The organism is Vibrio gazogenes, from assembly GCF_002196515.1.
In the GTDB taxonomy this organism is placed as follows: Bacteria; Pseudomonadota; Gammaproteobacteria; order Enterobacterales; family Vibrionaceae; genus Vibrio; species Vibrio gazogenes_A.
Map to the genome: position 1 here is coordinate 1,012,701 of NZ_CP018835.1, position 19,783 is coordinate 1,032,483.

The window sequence follows — 19,783 nt, forward strand, 5'->3', positions numbered from 1 at the left end:
GCCAGTGTACCTTGGGGCTTTGCTGGTGAAAACCTGAATTGACCTCAGTGAGATAGCGACGAGCAAACAAAAGGGAGACCCAATTCGGATCTCCCTTTCAATCGCATCAAATGTTCAGTACAACAAAGCGCATTCGTACCGTGAATTGAACTTAACAATAACCGTAATTCATGAGTCGCTGATAGCGGCGATCTAATAAAACATCCTGCTCAAATTGACCCAGCTCCTGAAGCTGTCGTTGCAACGTTTCTTTCATTCGCTGTGCAATTTGCTGATGATTGCTATGCGCCCCACCTAAAGGTTCTTCGATAACTTCATCAATCAGTCCCAGCTCTTTTAATCGTGGCGCAGTGAGTCCCATCGCTTCAGCAGCTTGAGGTGCTTTATCTGAATCACGCCACAAAATAGAAGCACAGCCTTCAGGAGAAATAACCGCATAAGTTGAGTATTGCAGCATGTTGACATAATCACCAACACCGATAGCCAAAGCGCCACCGGAACCCCCTTCACCAACCACATTACAAATCACCGGCACTTTTAGACTGGACATCACCTTCAGATTGGTCGCGATCGCTTCAGATTGCCCGCGCTCTTCAGCACCAACACCTGGATAAGCACCAGCCGTATCAATAAAGGTAATAATTGGCAGGTTAAAACGCTCCGCCATTCTCATCAAGCGCAACGCTTTACGATAACCTTCAGGTTTTGGCATCCCAAAGTTACGCTTCACCTTCTCGCGAGTTTCACGGCCTTTCTGATGACCAATCACCATGACAGGTTGACCATCCAGACGCGCCATGCCGCCAACAATTGCTTTATCGTCAGCATAAGCTCGATCACCAGCCAGTTCATCAAAATCAGTAAAGACATGTTTGATGTAGTCCAAAGTATACGGACGCTGAGGGTGGCGAGCTAATTGAGCAACTTGCCACGCACCTAAGTCACTGAAGATTTTTTTCTTCAGCTCGATGCTTTTATTTTCTAGCTGTTCAATCTCTTTATCGAGATCGACTGAGGTGCTCCCGCCATGACGAGAAACATCTCGCAACGCTTCGATTTTCGCTTCAAGTTCTGCAATTGGTTTTTCAAATTCTAGAAAATTCAGGCTCATCTACCGATCCTTTTTGACTCAGCTTTCTTTATTTTCAGCTGAATTTAGTTAAATTCGAGTTCAACTTGGCCGGGGCCAAGCAGTTGTTTCAGTTCATCCAGCAATGTATCGTTCGGCGTCACTCGCCATTCGGTACCCAAGGTCAATTTCGCTCTGGCATCAACCCGTTGATAATAAATATGTATCGGTACACTGCCGGACCGGTGAGGTTCCAAAATACGGCTGAAACGCTCAAAAAATGGTTCATCAATCTGCTTTTGAGTGATTGATAAAGACAAACTCTTGGCATATTTCTCTCGTGATGAATCTAAATCCATCACTTCGCGGACGGTCATTTTAAGCCCACCATTGAAGTCATCAAAGCTGACCTGTCCGTTTAGGACCAAAATTTTATCTTTTTCCAGCAATTCTGCATACTGTTCCAGCGCATCTGAGAACAACATGGCTTCTAACCGACCGGAACGATCATCTAGTGTTAATATCCCGATTCGCGAGCCTCGCTTCGTCGTCATAACCCGCGCGGCAATCACCAATCCCGCCACTTTTAATGATTGATCGCGTCGTGTTGGCGTCACATCCTTCAAGCGACAATCAGTATAATGAGTGAGTTCTTTCAGATACGCATTGACCGGATGCCCAGTCAAATAAAGCCCTAACGTATCTCTTTCACCTTCAAGCCAAACTTTTTCCGGCCATGGCGTCACTTGGGTATACCGTTGTTCTACCGCTTCCGGTGCATCAGTCAATACACCAAACATATCTGTTTGACCAAATGATTCAGCCTGACGATGTTGGCTGGCCGCTTTAACCGCATCATCCAAAGAAGCCATCATTGCAGCGCGATGTGGTCCAAGACGATCAAGCGCACCGGCATAGATCAGTTTTTCAATGACACGCTTATTCACTCGTTTGAGATCAACACGTGCACAGAAATCAAATAAATCTTTAAAATGTCCGCCAGCATTACGGGCTTCGAGAATAGCATCAATCGGACCTTCACCGACACCTTTTATCGCCCCGATGCCGTACACGATAGCGCCCTGATCATCGACATTAAACCGATAAAGCCCCGAATTAATATCAGGCGGTAGCACCGTCAAATTCATGCGAATACATTCATCGACCAAACCGACCACTTTTTCGGTATTGTCCATATCCGCAGTCATCACCGCAGCCATAAACTCCGCTGGATAATGCGTTTTTAACCATAATGTCTGATATGACACAAGAGCATATGCTGCCGAATGTGACTTGTTAAACCCATAACCGGCAAATTTCTCTACCAAGTCAAAGATTTTCATCGCCAGTTCGCCATCAATACCGTTATTGATCGCGCCTTGCTCGAATATCGCCCGCTGCTTCGCCATTTCCTCGGGCTTCTTTTTCCCCATTGCGCGGCGCAACATATCTGCACCACCCAGTGTATAGCCAGCCAGGACCTGAGCAATTTGCATGACCTGTTCCTGATAAAGAATGATGCCATACGTTGGCTCAAGAATCTCTTTGAGCGATTCGTGCTGCCATTTTTCATCAGGATAAGAGATCGGTTCGCGCCCATGCTTCCGGTCGATAAAGTTATCAACCATCCCTGACTGCAAAGGTCCGGGACGGAACAGCGCCACCAATGCGATAATATCTTCGAAACAGTCCGGCTGAAGTCGTTTAATCAGATCTTTCATCCCGCGCGATTCGAGCTGGAACACCGCGGTTGTTTCTGAGTTTTGCAGATTCCGAAATGATTGGGGGTCAACGAGCGGAATCGCTTCGATACGAACCGGCGGCTCTCCTCGTTTTTCTAACCGTGGATTGATCAGACCAAGCGCCCAGTCGATGATCGTCAGTGTACGCAGCCCTAAAAAGTCAAACTTCACCAGCCCCGCAGTCTCGACATCATTTTTATCGAACTGAGTCACTGGGTAGTGACCTTCCGGATCACAATAAATAGGGGAAAAATCGGTAATCGTGGTCGGTGATATCACCACCCCACCCGCATGCTTACCGGCGTTTCGGGTACATCCTTCCAGAATGCGACACTTGTCGATCAGCTCTTTGACTTCTTCATCGACGTCATAGAGTTCTTGCAACGCAGGCTCAGCTTTAAACGCTTTTTCCAGAGTCATCCCCGGATCGGGCGGCACTAGTTTGGAAATTCGGTCCACGAATCCAAATGGATGTCCTAAAACCCGTCCCACATCACGAATAACCGCTTTTGCTGCCATGGTACCGAAAGTAATGATCTGAGAAACGGCATCTCTTCCGTACATCTCAGCAACGTGTTCGATCACCCGGTCACGTTTATCCATACAGAAATCGACATCAAAGTCAGGCATCGAGACCCGTTCCGGGTTAAGAAAACGTTCGAAAAGCAGGTCATATTCCAGCGGATCCAAATCGGTAATTTTCAGAGCATAAGCCACCAAAGAACCGGCACCCGACCCCCGACCGGGTCCCACCGGAATATCATTATCTTTCGACCATTGGATAAACTCCATGACGATCAAGAAATAACCGGGAAAGCCCATTTGGTTGATCACATCAAGTTCAATCTGCAAACGCTCATCATAGGCCGGTCGTTGCTGCTCTCTGACTTGTGGATCAGGAAAGAGGAATTCGAGTCGTTCTTCCAGCCCTTCCTGTGACTTTTTCACTAAAAAGTCATCAATATTCATCCCTTCTGTGGGGAAGTTCGGTAAGAAATACTCGCCTAACCGTACCGTCACATTACAGCGTTTAGCAATTTCAACGGTATTTTCCAGTGCTTCGGGGATGTCTTTGAACAGCTCACACATCTCATCTTCGCTACGAAGATACTGCTGTTCACTATAATGTTTGGGTCTGCGAGGATCTTCGAGCGTATAGCCATCATGAATCGCGACTCGAATTTCATGCGCATCAAATAGATCCCGACTTAAAAAGACAACTTCATTAGTCGCCACAACCGGTAAGTCATATTGTTCTGCCAATTCGATGGCAAAGTGCAAGTAGGTTTCTTCGTCAAGACGTCCAGTTCGGATCAATTCGAGATAAAAACGGTCGGGGAAATGAGTCTGATAAAAATCGACATACTGCTCAACCAGTTTCTGGTTACCTTTGAGCAAAGCCTGTCCGATATCACCATTTTTACCGCCAGACAGAACGATTAAACCTTCCGAATGTTCAGCCAACCATTCCTGATCGATCACAGGCTGATGCTGAATGTGCCCACGAAGATAGGCTTGTGAGATGAGCCATGTCAGATTCTTGTAGCCAGTATTATTTGCTGCCAACAACGTCAGACGAGTCAGATCATCACCGAATGCTTGCGAACGGACTGAAAAATCTGCACCGATAATCGGCTTCACGCCACAATTATGGGCTGTACTGTAAAATTTCACTAACCCACATAGGTTGGTAAAATCGGTTAACGCCATCGCCGGCATTCCCATCTCTGCAACCTTCTTGACTAAAGGAGGCACTTTCGACAGCCCATCAATCATAGAAAAATCACTATGAATTCTGAGATGGATAAATTTAGGGTCAGACATGTTAATGAATATCCTGTTCAGACACGGTAAAAAAACCACCGTCTCTGTCTGTAAAAACGCGATAACCAAATATTGTACGTGATTATCTATCTAAGTCCAAAATACGCCGTACAGGCTTGAAACTTCTGCGATGCACATCAATCACCCCATAACGCTCAATCGCTTCCAGATGTGCTTTGGTCGGGTAGCCTTTATGCTGCGCAAATCCGTAGTTTGGATATTGCTGATCTAACAGCATCATTTCCTGATCCCGGGTGACTTTCGCCAAAATCGAAGCGGCGCTAATTTCGGCCACTCGCAGATCGCCTTTGACAACAGCCGCTGCCGGAACAGATAAGGACGGAATCCGATTCCCATCAACCAAAACAAACTCAGCCGTAACCGGCAGTGCATCAACGGCTCGCTGCATTGCGAGCATCGTTGCCTGTAAAATATTTATCTGATCAATTTCTTGTGCAGAGCAACGCCCAATCGCCCACGCAACTGCTTTTTCCTGAATTTCAGGGAAGAGCGCTAATCGTTTCTTTTCGGATAATTTCTTTGAGTCGGTTAATCCCAAGATCGGTCTGGCCGGGTCTAAAATAACCGCGGCAGTCACGACATCGCCAACGAGTGGCCCGCGACCAACCTCATCCACACCAGCAAAACGCTGATAACCGAGTGGATATTCAAAAGGAGGGAATTCAACGTTAGCCATTACAATCGCTCTATCAGGTTTAAAACGGCATTAGCCGCCTGTTTGTCTGCATTTTTCCGGATTAGCTGGTGAATTTCTGTGAATTTGCTCTGCATCAAACTATTATCACCATCAAATAAAACACAGACTTCTCGGTATAAATTCTCCACCGTACACTCGTCCAACAATAACTCTTTGACGATCTCTTCATCGGCAAGAATATTCGGCAACGAGACATATTTGGTTTTGACCAAGCGCTTCGCTAAGAAATTCGTCACCGCATTAAATCGATAACCGACGACCATGGGACGATTCACCAGCATACATTCTAATGCAACAGTCCCGGAAGCAAGCAGCACAGCATCCGCAGCAGTAATGACGGTTCTTGCCGTACCATTCACCAACACGAAATCTAATTCAGGGGCAATTTCCTGCCACGCGGCTTCAAATTGTTCACGCCGTTTATCGTTCACCAGTGCCACTACAAATCCTAAATCGGGATAGCGCTGACGAAGTTTCTGACAGGTTTCAATAAAAGGACGACATAGCATTTTCAGTTCACTACCCCGACTACCGGGCAGCACGGCTAACCAACGTTTTTCGGTATCTAGCCCCAATGTTGCCCGAGCTTCATTTTTATCCGAATTCAGAGGGATTGCATCTGCTAATGTATGGCCGATAAATTCACAGGGGACATTGAACCGATCATAGAAAGCTTTCTCAAACGGCAGAAATGCCAAGACCAAATTGGTTGCCTGAGCAATTTTATAAATACGCTTTTGACGCCATGCCCAAACCGAAGGACTCACATAATGAACGGTCGTGATACCGGCATCCTTCAAATTACGCTCCAGACGCAAATTGAAATCCGGTGCATCAATTCCAATAAAAACGTCAAGGTCAGCATCTTTAAAATAACGAACGAGGTGGGATTTAACCTTAACAAGACGAGGCAGCCGTCCTAAGACCTCAGCTAACCCCATAACGGCAAGTTCTTCCATATCAAATAAAGATTCACAACCCAATGCTTTCATTTTCGGGCCCGCGATTCCGACAAAATGAGCATCAGGGTGCTGTTCCCGAATCGCTTTGATCAATCCTTCACCCAACGTATCGCCTGATAACTCACCGACCACGATACCAATCTTGAGCGGCTTACTTTTATCCAACATTATTGACTTTGAATCCCTAATAGAATGCATTGATGAACCAATAAAAAAAGATCGCTCAATTCAAAGCGATCTTTTTGCTGATTGTGTATCAATCAACGGATAATACCGCGTACAGATTGCAGCAGAAAATCCTGAAAGATCTGAACAGCGGGACTTGATTGCGCTTCTTTTGCAATTTCCGTTTTTGCTTCATCCAGCTTGAGACCACTACGGTACAATAATTTATATGCACGACGAATAGCATGAATTTCAGATTTCTCAAATCCGCGCCGTTTCAAACCTTCAATATTAATACCGAATGGAGAACAATGGTTCCCCTGAGCTGTCACATAAGGTGGCACATCCTGAACAACAATTGATCCGCCCCCCAACATCACATGTTCCCCAATATGACAGAACTGATGAATCGCACACATCCCGCCCACAATCGCGTAATCACCGACTTTTACATGTCCGGCAAGCGTTGCGTTATTGGCAAAAATACACCGGTCACCAACGATACAATCGTGTGCTACATGCGCATTGATCATAAACAGGTTATCACTGCCGACCTGGGTGATCCCTTGATCCTGTACAGTTCCCCGATGCATGGTGACACTCTCACGAATTGTGTTCCGATCACCAATCACCAGTTGCGTTTCTTCGCCTTTGTATTTCAAATCCTGGCAAGCTTCACCAATTGAAGCAAACTGAAAAATACGATTATCCTGACCGATTTTCGTCGTGCCTTTGACAACGACATGGGACAGTAACTCAGTTCCATCACCGATTTCCACATTGCCTTCGACATAACAAAATGGGCCAATTTTTACATTCGCACCGATCAGAGCACCGTCTTCAACGACTGCTGTAGGGTGTATCTGAGCTGTTTCATGAATCATACTAAAACTCTCTGCGAGCACATTTTAGCTCCGCCGAACAAACGACTTCACCATCAACTTTTGCCACTCCGGTGAATAGTGCAATTCCCCGACGATCTTTCAGGAATTCCACTTCAACGATTAATTGATCTCCCGGAGTAACCGGTTTACGAAACTTCGCATTATCAATACTAGCAAAATAATAAAGCTCATTCTCTTTAGGCGCACCAAAAGTTTTAAATGCAAGTAAGCCGGTCGCCTGAGCCATCGCTTCAAGAATCATGACTCCCGGAAACACCGGAAATTGAGGAAAATGCCCGGTGAACTGAGGTTCATTGAATGAAACATTTTTCAAGCCAACTAAATATTTCCCTTCCTCATAATCCATTACGCGATCAATCAGCAAGAATGGGTAACGATGTGGAAGGAGTGTCTGAATCTCAGTGATATCCATCGTTTTATTTTCAGTAGTCAAAGTCATATTCCTATATAAATCAATAAAAACCAATATGTGTATTGCCAACAAAAAAGGCTCACACGATGCGAGCCTTTTTCTATATCCTTCACCGCTCAATCAAATTCGGCTCAGGATACATCGCAGAATTAAGATTCCACTTGTTGCTCCAACAGTTGTTCAACGGCTTTCAACCGTTTATGCATATCTTCAATCCGAAGCACTCGGGCTGTAGTCTTACGCCACTCTTTATTCGGTTGAAGAGGAATCCCTGAAGAATAAACACCTTTCTCAGGCAGACTCCGCATGACCATCGCCATGCCGGTAATCGTGACACCATCTGCAATTTCAATATGTCCATTGATAACTGAAGCACCACCAACAACACAATATTTTCCTATCGTTGTACTTCCGGCAATAATCGTACCACCAGCCATTGCCGTACCATATCCGATGTGCACGTTATGTGCGATCTGCATCTGATTATCAAGGATAACATTTCCTTCAATAACCGTATCATCGAGAGTTCCCCGATCAATAGTCGTGGATGCACCGATTTCAACACGATCACCGATTCTGACAGTCCCCAACTGAGGAATCTTAATCCATTCCCCTTTTTCGTTGGCATAACCAAAACCATCAGAACCGATAACGGTCCCGGATTGAATCAAACAATCAGAACCGATTACGACCCGATGATAAACACTAACATTTGCCCACAGGCGGGTATTATCACCAATCTCCGCATGTTGACCAATAAAACAGCCAGCACCAATAACAACATTATCACCCAAAACGACACCAGATTCGATGACAGAATTGGCGCCAATCGAGACATTACTTCCCAAAACAGCATCTTCAGCAATGACAGCAGATGCTGCAATACCTGATGCGGGAGGCGGTGTTGTATCCAAAGCTTGAGCCACTTTTGCAAAAGCAACATATGGATCATTGACGACCAATACATTCTTTGGGCATAGCGACTGATGCGAAGCCTTGACCATGATCACCGATGCCTGACAGCTACCTAAATGCTGCGCATATTTCGGATTTGATAAGAAAGTGATATCACCCTCTTTTGCGGTATTCATCGGTGCGACGGCCCCGACCATAACGGTTGGGTCGCCAATTATTTCACCATCGGTGATATCTGCCAGCTCGGCTAATGTCAGTTTTACCATCATATAATTATTTCAACGCTTTAATAACCTTGTCTGATAGGTCATATTCAGGTTTGCCATATTGCATAACCTGAGTATCAATGACCATATCAAAACCTTCTTTCTTGGCAATTTTTTCTACCGCGTCATGAATGACTTTCAGTAGTTTACCCTTTTCTTCTGCTTCTCGTTTAGAAGAAGCTTGTTCTAATGCCTGTGACTTAATTTTAAACTTACTATCAAGCTGTCCAATTTCGATGCGAAGTTTCTCGACGTCACTCTCACTCATTAATGAGCTGTCTCTTTTCAATTTTTCAACTTTCTTTTTCGCTTCAGTCCGAATGCTTTGTAGCTCAGCGGCTTTATCCTGAAACTCCTGCTTCATTTTTTGCAGAACAACCTCTCTTTGAGGAAGCTGTTGGAACACTTTGGCAGTGTTGATATAGCCAATCTTCTGCGCAGCCTCGGCTGCCAGACTAAAACATGACATGCTCAAAACAGCTAAACCAACACTGATCGCTTTGATATGATTCCTCACAATTAATATCCTCATTTTTAGAAAGTTTTACCTATCGTGAAGGAGAAGAATTCTTCATCATCTCCTTCATATTTCTTAATCGGCTTAGCAATTGCAAACACAAGTGGCCCCATTGGAGACATCCACTGCAATGCAGCACCATACGACGAGCGGTACTTCGTCGGATCAGAATAATCATAATAGTATGCGTTACCATAATCTGAACCACGATCATGATAATTAAATTCAGTATCCCAGACACTCGCCATATCATAAAAGACGCTGGTCCGTACCTGATTCTGAGCTTCTTCTGACACAAATGGTGTCGGCACAATCAACTCGGCACTGGCTTGCATCATTGCATTACCACCAGCTGACTTATCTGTCGCTGTTAATGTACCATTGTTACTATCTGCAAAACTTTTGAAGACGGCTCTTGGGCCAGCCGAATTTGAACTGAATCCTCGTAAAGTGGAGAAACCGCCAGCATAAAAGTTCTCATAAAATGGGTAAAGGTTATCATTATCACCACTTTTCCCGTAGCCATTTCCGTAACCCAATCTTCCTCTGAGCAGCAAGGTGAAATCATGCTGTTTCGTCAGTGGGATATATTGTCTGATGTTATATTGAGCCTTGAAATACTGAGTATCAGACCCTGGAACCGTGATCTTATAAGAAGCACGTTGATAATTCCCTTCCGTCGGGAAATAACCTTTATCGAGGTTATTGCGTGTCCAAGTAAAATCGAGGTCAAAATCATTTGTCACAAAATTAACCGTTGACCCGGTATTGGCATCGATTCCCTGAGACATCAAGAACTTTTCAATCTGTAAATAAGGAGACAGATTGCCAATCATGTTATGTGTATACCCGACACCAAACGCAAAACGATTGAGTTCATCATAAGGGAATCCCCACGTCAGATTGGTCCCATAACTTTCATTGGTATAATCGACAATCCCGGCTTCTGATGCTTCAAATTCATTATAGAAGATCTTGCCCCCTAAACTAACGCCATCCAAATTCCAATAAGGATCGTTATAGCTCAAAGTGACATTTTTCTGATAATCGTTAATTGTCGTGGTAATACCCACACTGTTTCCGGTCCCCAAGAAGTTTTCTTGCTGTAATCCGACCTGAAAACTCATACCTGATTCGGTACCATAACCGATACCAAAATTGACACTGCCTGAATTGGCTTCTTTGACGTTATAAACCAGATCGACCTGATCATCACTGCCAGGCACCCGAACAGTCTGTACATCAACCGTTTCAAAGAATCCCAGACGATTCAAACGAGTTTTACCGGCATCAATCGATTTAGAATTTAGCCAACTACCTTCCATCTGACGCATTTCACGGCGAAGCACTTCATCTTTGGTGACTGTATTACCGACAAAGCGAATGTCTCGAACATAAATCCGCTTTCCGGGAGACACTTGAACCACTAGAGAGACTTCTTGTTTGTCGTCATCAAATTCAGGGATAGTTCGTACCGTCGGATAGGCATAGCCCGATTCACCAAGGATTTTCTTGATGCTGCTTTCCATCGCTGTCACAGAAGAACCTTTGTAAATATCTCCTTTTTCAAAAGGCACCAGCGTCTCGAACTCTTTTTCTTTGCCGATGAGGTCACCTCTGAAGGATACCTTTTTCACGGTATAAGGCCGGCCTTCATTTAAGTTCAGGGTAATATAAACACCCTTCTTATCAGGAGAAATGGACACCTGGGTTGAATCAACCTGAAATTTCAGATACCCGCGATCAAGATAAAATGACTTGAGTTTTTCCAAGTCACCAGCAAGGATTTGCTTTTGATATTTATCTGAAGATAAGAAATTCCACCATGAAACATCGGCATTCAGATCAAAACGTGCCAGTAACTCTTCATCACTGAACACATGATTACCAATAAAATTAATCTGCTGAATTTTGGCTGAAACACCTTCGGTAAACACAAATTTGAGGTCGGCCCGGTTACGCGGCAACGGTGTGACAACTGCCTTTACTGTGGCATTGTATTTTCCGACGCTATAATAGAAATCTTCCAGACCTTTTTCGATGTTACTCAGCGCAGTCCGATCGAGCGCTTCGCCGACCCGCACACCTGACGCTTTCAGGTTTTCGGTCAGTTGTTCATCTTTAATGGCTTTGTTACCGGAGAAAGAGACACTAGAAATTGTTGGTCGTTCTTTGACTTCAACAACTAACGTTCCATTATCCCGAAAGACCCGAATGTTTTCGAAATTACCGGATGAATAGAGTGCCTTAATTAAATCGGCAATGTCCTGAGAGCCAACCGTATCTCCGACACGAATCGGCATTTTCAATAATACAGCGCCAAGCGTGACACGTTGCAATCCATCAACTTGAATGTCCTGAACAACAAACCGCTCGGCACCGTAAACAGACATACTGCTGACAAGCGCTGTTGTCAGGATAAGCTTCTTTATCGCCATCGTTATTCTAATTATTCCTTTGTACAACCATGCCTAATCAATGCAGATTCATCACAGGCGTGTAAAATCATTAAACATGGCGATTGCCATGAGTGAAAAAATAATTGCGCCACCGATTCGGTACCCAATCTCTTGTACCTTTTCCGGAACAGGATGTCTGGTAATCGCCTCAATTGCAAAAAACATCAGATGTCCTCCATCCAACATCGGAAGCGGCACTAAATTGATGATTCCCAGATTAATGCTAATTAATGCCAAAAATCCTAAGAAATAAACCAATCCATATTCAGCTGTTGTTCCTGCCCCTTTCGCGATAGAAATCGGACCACTTAAATTATTCAGTCCAACATCACCAACCAACAGTTTTTTCAACATGCTGAGGGTCAGATTAATCACTTGTCCCGTTTTTTCAACAGCCTTTGGAGTAGCCTCAAAAACACCGTACTGTAAATTATAACGATAATTTTCCGGCCACTTCCCTACTGTCGGCGAGACTCCAGCAAAACCGATGGTTCGCCCATCAGATAATGTTTTAGCGTTCGGAATCATTGTGATCTCAAGATGTTGTCCACCTCTTAGTACCGACAGTTCCAGAGGCTTATTCGGACTACTTTGTACCGACTGAACCAACTGTTGCCACGAAGATATGTCTTTACCGTCGATAGCGACAATCTTATCACCTTTTGTTAATCCAGCGACAGCGCCTGCACCTTCGTCAATCACCTGCGCCAAAACCGTTGAGACCTTCGGTGAATATGGCTTAAAACCAAGAGCCTTCATTGGAGACTCTTTTTCTGGGTCAAAGTTCCATGTTGACAGGTCAAGATGCAAAATTTCCTGATGACCGATAGCATCAGGTTCACGAACCGTGAGTGTCATCTGATCATCACCAATATGAGAAATGAGTGCCATATTGACCGATTCCCAGTTCCCTGTTTCAACGCCTGACACCGACTGAATTTCCATACCGGAACGTAATCCGGCATCCGCAACAATCGATGTCGGGGCAACTTCACCGACGACCGGTTTTACCGCGGGAATACCAATACAATAAACGGCCCAATAGGCGAAAACAGCAAACAGAAAATTAAAGACTGGCCCAGCGGCAACAATGGCGGTCCGTCTCCATAAACTTTTTTGGTCAAAAGCCAGATGTTGCAGGTGTTCAGGAACATCAGCCACCCGGCTATCGAGCATCTTCACATATCCCCCTAACGGGATGACTGAGATACTATATTCGGTCCCATCTTTGGCAATGCGACGCCAAATCGCACGCCCAAACCCAATTGAAAATTTCTCGACCTTGACCCCACAACGCCGTGCAACCCAGAAATGTCCAAATTCATGAACGGCAACCAATATGCCTAATGCCAGAATGAATGAAATGAGATTCCACAGAATACTGTTCATAACGAATACTCTTTGACTAATTGCTGTGCAGATTGTCGCGCTATCGTATCGAGCTCCAGCAAAGATTCCAAATTCATGACAGAAGCAGCGCTTGCTGTTGCACACACCTTCGACAAAACACGCTCATTAATCACGGCAATATCTGTAAAACGAATCCCACGATTTAAAAATGCATCAACAGCAACTTCATTCGCGGCATTCAGTGACGTCGTCGCGTGTTGCCCCTCATAACAAGCATCAATCGCCAGTTGCAAACAAGGATAGCGCGCCATATCAGCCTGCATGAATGTCAGCTCACTCAACTGAGAAAAATCTAATGGTGCAACGCCCGAAGAAAGCCGCTGCTCAGGGTACCCCATCACATGAGCAATCGGTGTTGCCATGTCTGGTTCTCCCATCTGAGCAATCACACTCCCATCACGATACTGGACCATAGAATGAATCACAGACTGGGGATGGATCAGAACCTTAAGCTGATCGCGCGAAGTATTAAACAACCATTTCGCTTCGATATACTCAAGCCCTTTATTCATCATTGTGGCTGAATCAACAGAAATTTTAGGCCCCATAGACCAATTAGGATGAGCGATGGCCTGCTCTGGCGTCACATCAGAAAGAGTCTGGATCGGAGTATAGCGAAACGGCCCGCCAGAGCCGGTTAATAAGAGATGAGAGATCCCACTCTCGGCCAGATTGCATCGTCCTAAAACTTGTTGGCAATTCGGCGGAAGAGATTGAAAAATGGCATTATGCTCACTGTCGACAGGAAGTAACTGAGCGCCATACTGTTCGACAGCATTGATAAATAACTGACCGGACATCACTAAGGCTTCTTTATTTGCCAGTAATACCCGTTTCCCAGCTTTAATAGCAGACATTGTTGGTAGCAATCCGGCAGCACCAACAATCGCAGACATCACTGTATCGACGTCATTAAGCGCCGCAACGTCGCACATTGCCTGTATACCGGATAAGACCTCCGTCTTCACGGCATCGGCCTGTAAGCGCCCCCGCAGTTGATGCGCGGCCTGCTCTGATGCCATCACAGCATATTGCGGTTGCCAGCGACAACACAGTTGATACATTTTCTCAACATCACTGCCGGCAACTAAAGCGACGACAGAGAATCGTTCGGGATTTGCTTCTATGACCCGAAGTGTACTGGCACCAATGGAACCTGTAGCGCCTAAAATGGTTAATTTACGCATAAAAGAAATCGAATCACTCTTTTGGGACATCATAGCAAAACCCGAACAGCACCAACGACCAACTACACCTGAAAGTAGAGGAATGCAAATACAGGAAATGCGGCAGTTAAACTATCAATGCGGTCTAAAATACCACCATGCCCGGGAATAATATGACTACTGTCTTTGATTCCTGCGACACGTTTAAACATACTCTCGACCAAGTCACCGAGAACAGAGAAAATAACCGTCAATAAAATCGTCGCTAACATCATGCTCGTACTTGAGAAGTGCAATTCAAACCACTCTACCAATCCAAAAGCAACGAGACATGCAGCCACAACCCCACCGATTAAACCTTCGATGGTTTTATTCGGGCTAACTGCTGGCGCCATTTTATGCTTTCCAAAAAAACGGCCAGAAAAATAAGCAGCACTATCTGCCACCCACACAATCATACAGACAAAAAGAACCAGCTTTGCGCCATGGTATGGATCAACGGATAATCCTTCCGTTCTTAACAGTAAAACACTCCAGAAAAATGGAATAAGGGTGAGCAACCCAAACAGATGTTTGAGCCCTTTAGAGTGCTCCCAAATCGGTCGGGATTTTGGATAAGAAACAGCAAGATAGCTTGCAATAAACCACCACAGAAAACCACTCCATAACAGAACTTGGTAAGGCAGCGGAAGAGCGTGATTCATCGAAAAATCTTCAGGTAAACACCACAAACTAAAACCACCGATAACGACGGCTGGCAGCAGCGAAATAAGACGAGCATCTAGACTAATAAATTGTGTCCATTCCCAAAAACCAAGCAACGCTAACAGAGCCAATGCAGCGATGAAAATACTCAACGGTAATTTAAAAATCCCTAATATAACCAGGGGAGCCAACACCAAGGCGGTAATAATTCTCAGCTTCAAATCCTGAACCTTTATCTTTTATCCATCATTGCTTTAATTTGTTCACCGGTGCACCCAAAACGTCGCTCACGGTTCACAAACCAAGTCATTGCTTCAATTAAGCTTTCTTCATTAAAATCAGGCCAAAAAGTCGGCGTAAAATACAACTCAGCGTAAGCAAGTTGCCACAACATAAAATTACTGATCCGGCATTCACCACTCGTTCTAATCAACAAATCAACATTTGGCAAATCGGACATCGTCATATGTTGAGCCAAGATATTTTCGGTAATGTCAGATGGCGTCAAAACGCCTGTCGCAACTTTTTCAGCGACTTGCCGCGCGGCTTGAGTTATGTCCCATTGACCACCATAGTTGGCTGCGATATTCACAACCATTCCGGTATTCTGAGCCGTCAACATTTCTGTCTGAACGATTTTATCCTGTAAGCGAGAATTAAAGCGAGAGGTATCACCAATGACCCGTAATCGGAGATTATTTTTGTGAAGTTTCTTTGCTTCTGTAGACAAAGCTGTAATAAATAAGTCCATCAACACCCCGATTTCATCTTCAGGTCGCCGCCAATTTTCGCTACTAAAAGCAAATAAAGTGACCGCCTGAATGCCAAGTTGGGCTGCTGTCGTTATCGTTTTCCTTACCGCTTTGACACCATTTTTATGTCCAAAAACTCTCGGTTTTCCCCGCGCTTTAGCCCATCGTCCATTACCATCCATAATAATAGCAATATGTTGGGGAAGTGCTTCAGACGAGAGTTGTGATTTTTGCATAAGAAACGAATTGATTTTCAATAGAATATGTCAAACAAAAAGGCGCTGTACTGGCTTTGCGCAGCGCCTCAATAATATATGGAAAAACCAATTAAACTTCCATCAACTCTTTTTCTTTTGCAGCAAGAACGTCATCGATATTCTTCACCGCAACATCAGTCAATTTTTGGATGTCATCTTGGGCTTTACGTTCTTCATCTTCTGAAATTTCTTTATCTTTCAATAAATTTTTCAGCTCAGTGTTAGCATCACGACGAATATTACGTACAGCAACCCGACCGCCTTCGGCTTCTCCACGAACAATCTTCACCAAATCACGACGACGTTCTTCCGTCAACGCTGGCAGGGGAACGCGAATCACTGTACCGGCAGACATGGGGTTTAATCCCAAGTCAGACATCATAATGGCTTTCTCTACCTTTGGTGCCAATTCTTTGTCAAAAACTGTAATCGCAAGTGTTCTTGAGTCTTCGGCAATGACGTTTGCAACCTGATTTAATGGCGTTGGTGCACCATAATATTCTACGGAAATGCCAGAAAGCAAACTTGGATGAGCTCTCCCTGTACGAACTTTAGATAGGTTATTTTTGAGCGCGTCTACGCTCTTGTCCATTCTCTCTTGAGCGTCTTTTTTGATTTCATTAATCACATTATCACCTTAATTCTTACTCAACCTATAAAGATTACAATGAAGCCTTGTTGTTTATGAGTGTCCCTTCAGCTTCACCCATCACAATACGACGCAGAGCTCCAGGTTTATTCATATTAAAGACTCGGATTGGCATTTGATGATCTCTGGCAAGCGTGAAGGCTGCCAAGTCCATGACCCGTAGTTCCTTTTCAAGGACATCGTTATAAGTCAGCCTATCATACAGTTCTGCATCAGGGTTTGCTACCGGATCCGCACTATAAACACCATCAACTTTTGTGGCTTTGAGCACAACATCAGCTTCAATCTCAATACCACGTAAACATGCAGCAGAATCTGTTGTAAAGAAAGGATTACCGGTCCCTGCTGAAAAGATCACCACACGCCCCTGACGCAGCTGACTGATCGCATTGGCCCAGTTATAATCATCACACACACCGTTCAGTGGAATAGCAGACATAACTCGAGCATTGACATAAGCACGATGCAGCGCATCACGCATTGCCAGCCCGTTCATGACGGTTGCCAGCATCCCCATATGGTCACCAACAACACGATTCATCCCTGCTTTGGCAAGTCCTTCGCCACGAAATAGGTTGCCACCACCAATCACAACACCGACCTGAACGCCTAACTCAACCAGTTCTTTCACTTCCTGAGCCATCCGATCAAGCACGGTCGGATCAATACCAAAGCCTTGCTCACCTTGCAGAGCTTCACCACTGAGTTTTAACAAAATACGTTGATATGCAGGTTTCGGATTCGTTGTCATGGTGTTTACCTTCTCAAGAAAGTTATTCATCGATTAATGGTCATGAATAGATGCTTGCAGATAATTATAAACACATATTCATCACAATTAATGATGGTTTTATTCGTGAAAAGACCGTAGCAATAGCCACGGTCCTTTTAAGCGCTTCACGAATCAGAAATTAACCTTTCTGAGCCAATGCAACTTCTTCAGCAAAACTTAGGCTTTCTTTCTTTTCAATACCTTCACCGACTTCAAGACGGACAAAAGCAGAAACAGAAGCACCTTTTTCTTTCAAAATTTCGCCAACAGATTTCTTCGGTTCCATCACGAAAGCCTGACCAGTCAGAGAGATTTCGCCAGTGAATTTCTTCATCCGGCCAGCAACCATTTTCTCTGCGATTTCTTTTGGCTTACCTTCATTCATTGCGATTTCGACTTGAACATCACGTTCTTTCGCAACAACATCAGCAGGTACATCGTCTGGCGTCACATACTCAGGGCTAGATGCAGCAACGTGCATTGCGATGTGCTTGAGTGTTTCAGCGTCACCTTCACCAGCAACAACAACACCAATTTTTTCACCGTGGCGATAAGACGCGATCGCTGAACCTTCAATATACTCAACACGACGGATAGTGACGTTCTCACCAATTTTTGCAACCAGTGCAACACGTGTGTCTTCAAATTTAGCCTGTAGCTCTTCTACAGATGCTTTAGAAGCGAGGGCTTCAGCAGCCACTTCATGGGCAAATGCGCTAAAGTTTTCATCTTTCGCAACAAAGTCAGTTTGGCAGTTCACTTCAAGAAGAGCGGCAGAGCCTTCACCTTCTTTGATAATGATAGTGCCTTCAGCTGCCAGATTACCTGCTTTTTTAGCAGCTTTAGCAGCACCACTTTTACGCATGTTTTCGATTGCAAGTTCAATGTCGCCGTCTGTTTCAACAAGCGCTTTCTTACATTCCATCATGCCTGCGCCAGTACGCTCGCGCAGTTCTTTTACTAGAGCAGCAGTAACAGCCATTCTCTATTCCTCGATTGATTCTGGATATGGTAAAAATTAGGGGCCAGTTTGCGGCCCCCAATGTTAACTATAACCTAGTCGATATGTCACAGATGTTGCACATCAGACTAAGTGTGACTCAGAGCCGCAATTATTCAGCTTCTACGAAACCATCTTTTTCAGCAACAGCAACAACATCTTTGTTACGGCCTTCGCTGATAGATGAAGCAGCAGCATTCAGATAAAGTTGAACTGCACGGATTGCATCATCATTACCTGGGATAATATAGTCAACACCATCTGGATTAGAGTTCGTATCAACGACTGCGAATACAGGGATACCCAGATTGTTCGCTTCTTTAACTGCGATGTGCTCGTGATCAGCATCGATGATGAACAGAGCGTCTGGTAAACCACCCATATCTTTGATACCACCAAGAGATTTCTCGAGCTTCTCCATTTCGCGAGTACGCATCAGAGCTTCTTTCTTGGTGAGCTTGTCGAAAGTACCGTCTGTTGATTGAGCTTCAAGGTCTTTCAGACGCTTGATGGACTGACGAACGGTTTTCCAGTTCGTTAACATACCACCTAACCAGCGATTGTTAACATAGTATTGGTTGCTTGCTAATGCAGCTTCTTTTACAGATTCAGATGCAGCGCGCTTTGTCCCTACAAACAGAACTTTTCCTTTTTTCTCACCGATTTTTGCCAGCTCAGCCAGCGCGTCGTTGAACATTGGAACAGTTTTTTCTAGGTTAATGATATGAACACGGTTACGAGCACCGAAAATGAAAGGCTTCATTTTTGGGTTCCAGTAACGAGTCTGGTGACCAAAGTGAACACCAGCTTTCAGCATATCGCGCATTGATACAGTTGCCATATTTTCATCCTCTATGGGGTTAGGCCTCCACATCCCCCATGCATCCGACCTTTGAACGATTTCAACAAAGGCACCCCGGAACACGTGTCGGAATGTGTGTGATTTAAAGAAGTAAATGGAAGGAATGCAAACTGACTCATATCTCTGTAGGAGATAGGAATCGACTCTGTCATTCCGGCGCGCTTTATATCATATTTCACAGCTGACTGGCTAGAAAAAAATATCATCTCCCACAGGTGCGCCGCTTGATATTCAGGTTTATCATGTTGCATCGATG

General features: G+C 44.6%; 17 protein-coding genes. All 17 read right to left on the minus strand.

Translation table 11 applies throughout. From position 1 onward, the window contains the following. Nucleotides 1–151: 151 nt before the first annotated feature. Complete coding sequence (gene accA / locus BSQ33_RS04675) at nt 152–1,111, minus strand: acetyl-CoA carboxylase carboxyl transferase subunit alpha (protein WP_088133441.1); 960 nt, start codon at nt 1,109–1,111, stop codon at nt 152–154. 44 nt (nt 1,112–1,155) lie between these two features. After that, a complete protein-coding gene (gene dnaE, locus BSQ33_RS04680; RefSeq protein WP_088133442.1) occupies nt 1,156–4,635 on the minus strand; it encodes a DNA polymerase III subunit alpha in 3,480 nt (1,159 codons plus the stop codon). An 82-nt stretch (nt 4,636–4,717) separates the two neighbouring features. Beyond that, nucleotides 4,718–5,332 carry a ribonuclease HII gene (rnhB, locus tag BSQ33_RS04685; protein WP_088133443.1) on the minus strand — a complete coding sequence of 205 codons (615 nt, stop codon included), beginning with the start codon at nt 5,330–5,332 and terminating at the stop codon, nt 4,718–4,720. Continuing rightward, nucleotides 5,332–6,483, minus strand: a complete 1,152-nt coding sequence (lpxB, locus tag BSQ33_RS04690) for a lipid-A-disaccharide synthase (RefSeq protein WP_088133444.1) — start codon at nt 6,481–6,483, stop codon at nt 5,332–5,334. Before lpxB ends, rnhB begins: the two co-directional genes overlap by 1 nt. 92 nt (nt 6,484–6,575) lie before the next feature. Then, a complete protein-coding gene (lpxA, locus tag BSQ33_RS04695; RefSeq protein WP_088133445.1) occupies nt 6,576–7,364 on the minus strand; it encodes an acyl-ACP--UDP-N-acetylglucosamine O-acyltransferase in 789 nt (262 codons plus the stop codon). Between the two features lies 1 nt (nt 7,365). Further along, nucleotides 7,366–7,797, minus strand: a complete 432-nt coding sequence (gene fabZ, locus BSQ33_RS04700) for a 3-hydroxyacyl-ACP dehydratase FabZ (RefSeq protein ID WP_198298180.1) — start codon at nt 7,795–7,797, stop codon at nt 7,366–7,368. 149 nt (nt 7,798–7,946) lie between these two features. Then, on the minus strand, nt 7,947–8,978 hold the full coding sequence (lpxD, locus tag BSQ33_RS04705) for a UDP-3-O-(3-hydroxymyristoyl)glucosamine N-acyltransferase (protein WP_088134530.1): 1,032 nt from the start codon (nt 8,976–8,978) through the stop codon (nt 7,947–7,949). Between the two features lie 7 nt (nt 8,979–8,985). After that, nucleotides 8,986–9,495 carry an OmpH family outer membrane protein gene (locus BSQ33_RS04710; RefSeq protein WP_088133447.1) on the minus strand — a complete coding sequence of 170 codons (510 nt, stop codon included), beginning with the start codon at nt 9,493–9,495 and terminating at the stop codon, nt 8,986–8,988. Nucleotides 9,496–9,512: 17 nt separating this feature from the next. Next, on the minus strand, nt 9,513–11,933 hold the full coding sequence (gene bamA, locus BSQ33_RS04715; RefSeq protein ID WP_088133448.1) for an outer membrane protein assembly factor BamA: 2,421 nt from the start codon (nt 11,931–11,933) through the stop codon (nt 9,513–9,515). 51 nt (nt 11,934–11,984) lie between these two features. Then, on the minus strand, nt 11,985–13,343 hold the full coding sequence (rseP, locus tag BSQ33_RS04720; protein ID WP_088133449.1) for a sigma E protease regulator RseP: 1,359 nt from the start codon (nt 13,341–13,343) through the stop codon (nt 11,985–11,987). After that, nucleotides 13,340–14,551 carry a 1-deoxy-D-xylulose-5-phosphate reductoisomerase gene (ispC, locus tag BSQ33_RS04725; protein ID WP_088133450.1) on the minus strand — a complete coding sequence of 404 codons (1,212 nt, stop codon included), beginning with the start codon at nt 14,549–14,551 and terminating at the stop codon, nt 13,340–13,342. The genes rseP and ispC overlap by 4 nt, the downstream gene beginning before the upstream one ends. A gap of 62 nt (nt 14,552–14,613) precedes the next feature. Beyond that, entirely contained in the window at nt 14,614–15,456 is an 843-nt protein-coding gene (locus BSQ33_RS04730; protein WP_088133451.1) for a phosphatidate cytidylyltransferase, read from the minus strand. An 11-nt stretch (nt 15,457–15,467) separates the two neighbouring features. After that, a complete protein-coding gene (gene uppS, locus BSQ33_RS04735) occupies nt 15,468–16,223 on the minus strand; it encodes a polyprenyl diphosphate synthase (protein WP_088133452.1) in 756 nt (251 codons plus the stop codon). A gap of 91 nt (nt 16,224–16,314) precedes the next feature. Next, on the minus strand, nt 16,315–16,872 hold the full coding sequence (frr, locus tag BSQ33_RS04740) for a ribosome recycling factor (RefSeq protein WP_088133453.1): 558 nt from the start codon (nt 16,870–16,872) through the stop codon (nt 16,315–16,317). A gap of 34 nt (nt 16,873–16,906) precedes the next feature. After that, a complete protein-coding gene (pyrH, locus tag BSQ33_RS04745) occupies nt 16,907–17,644 on the minus strand; it encodes a UMP kinase (protein ID WP_059121414.1) in 738 nt (245 codons plus the stop codon). Nucleotides 17,645–17,804: 160 nt separating this feature from the next. Continuing rightward, nucleotides 17,805–18,647 carry a translation elongation factor Ts gene (gene tsf, locus BSQ33_RS04750; RefSeq protein ID WP_088133454.1) on the minus strand — a complete coding sequence of 281 codons (843 nt, stop codon included), beginning with the start codon at nt 18,645–18,647 and terminating at the stop codon, nt 17,805–17,807. Between the two features lie 130 nt (nt 18,648–18,777). Beyond that, nucleotides 18,778–19,506, minus strand: a complete 729-nt coding sequence (gene rpsB, locus BSQ33_RS04755; RefSeq protein ID WP_088133455.1) for a 30S ribosomal protein S2 — start codon at nt 19,504–19,506, stop codon at nt 18,778–18,780. Nucleotides 19,507–19,783 lie beyond the last annotated feature (277 nt).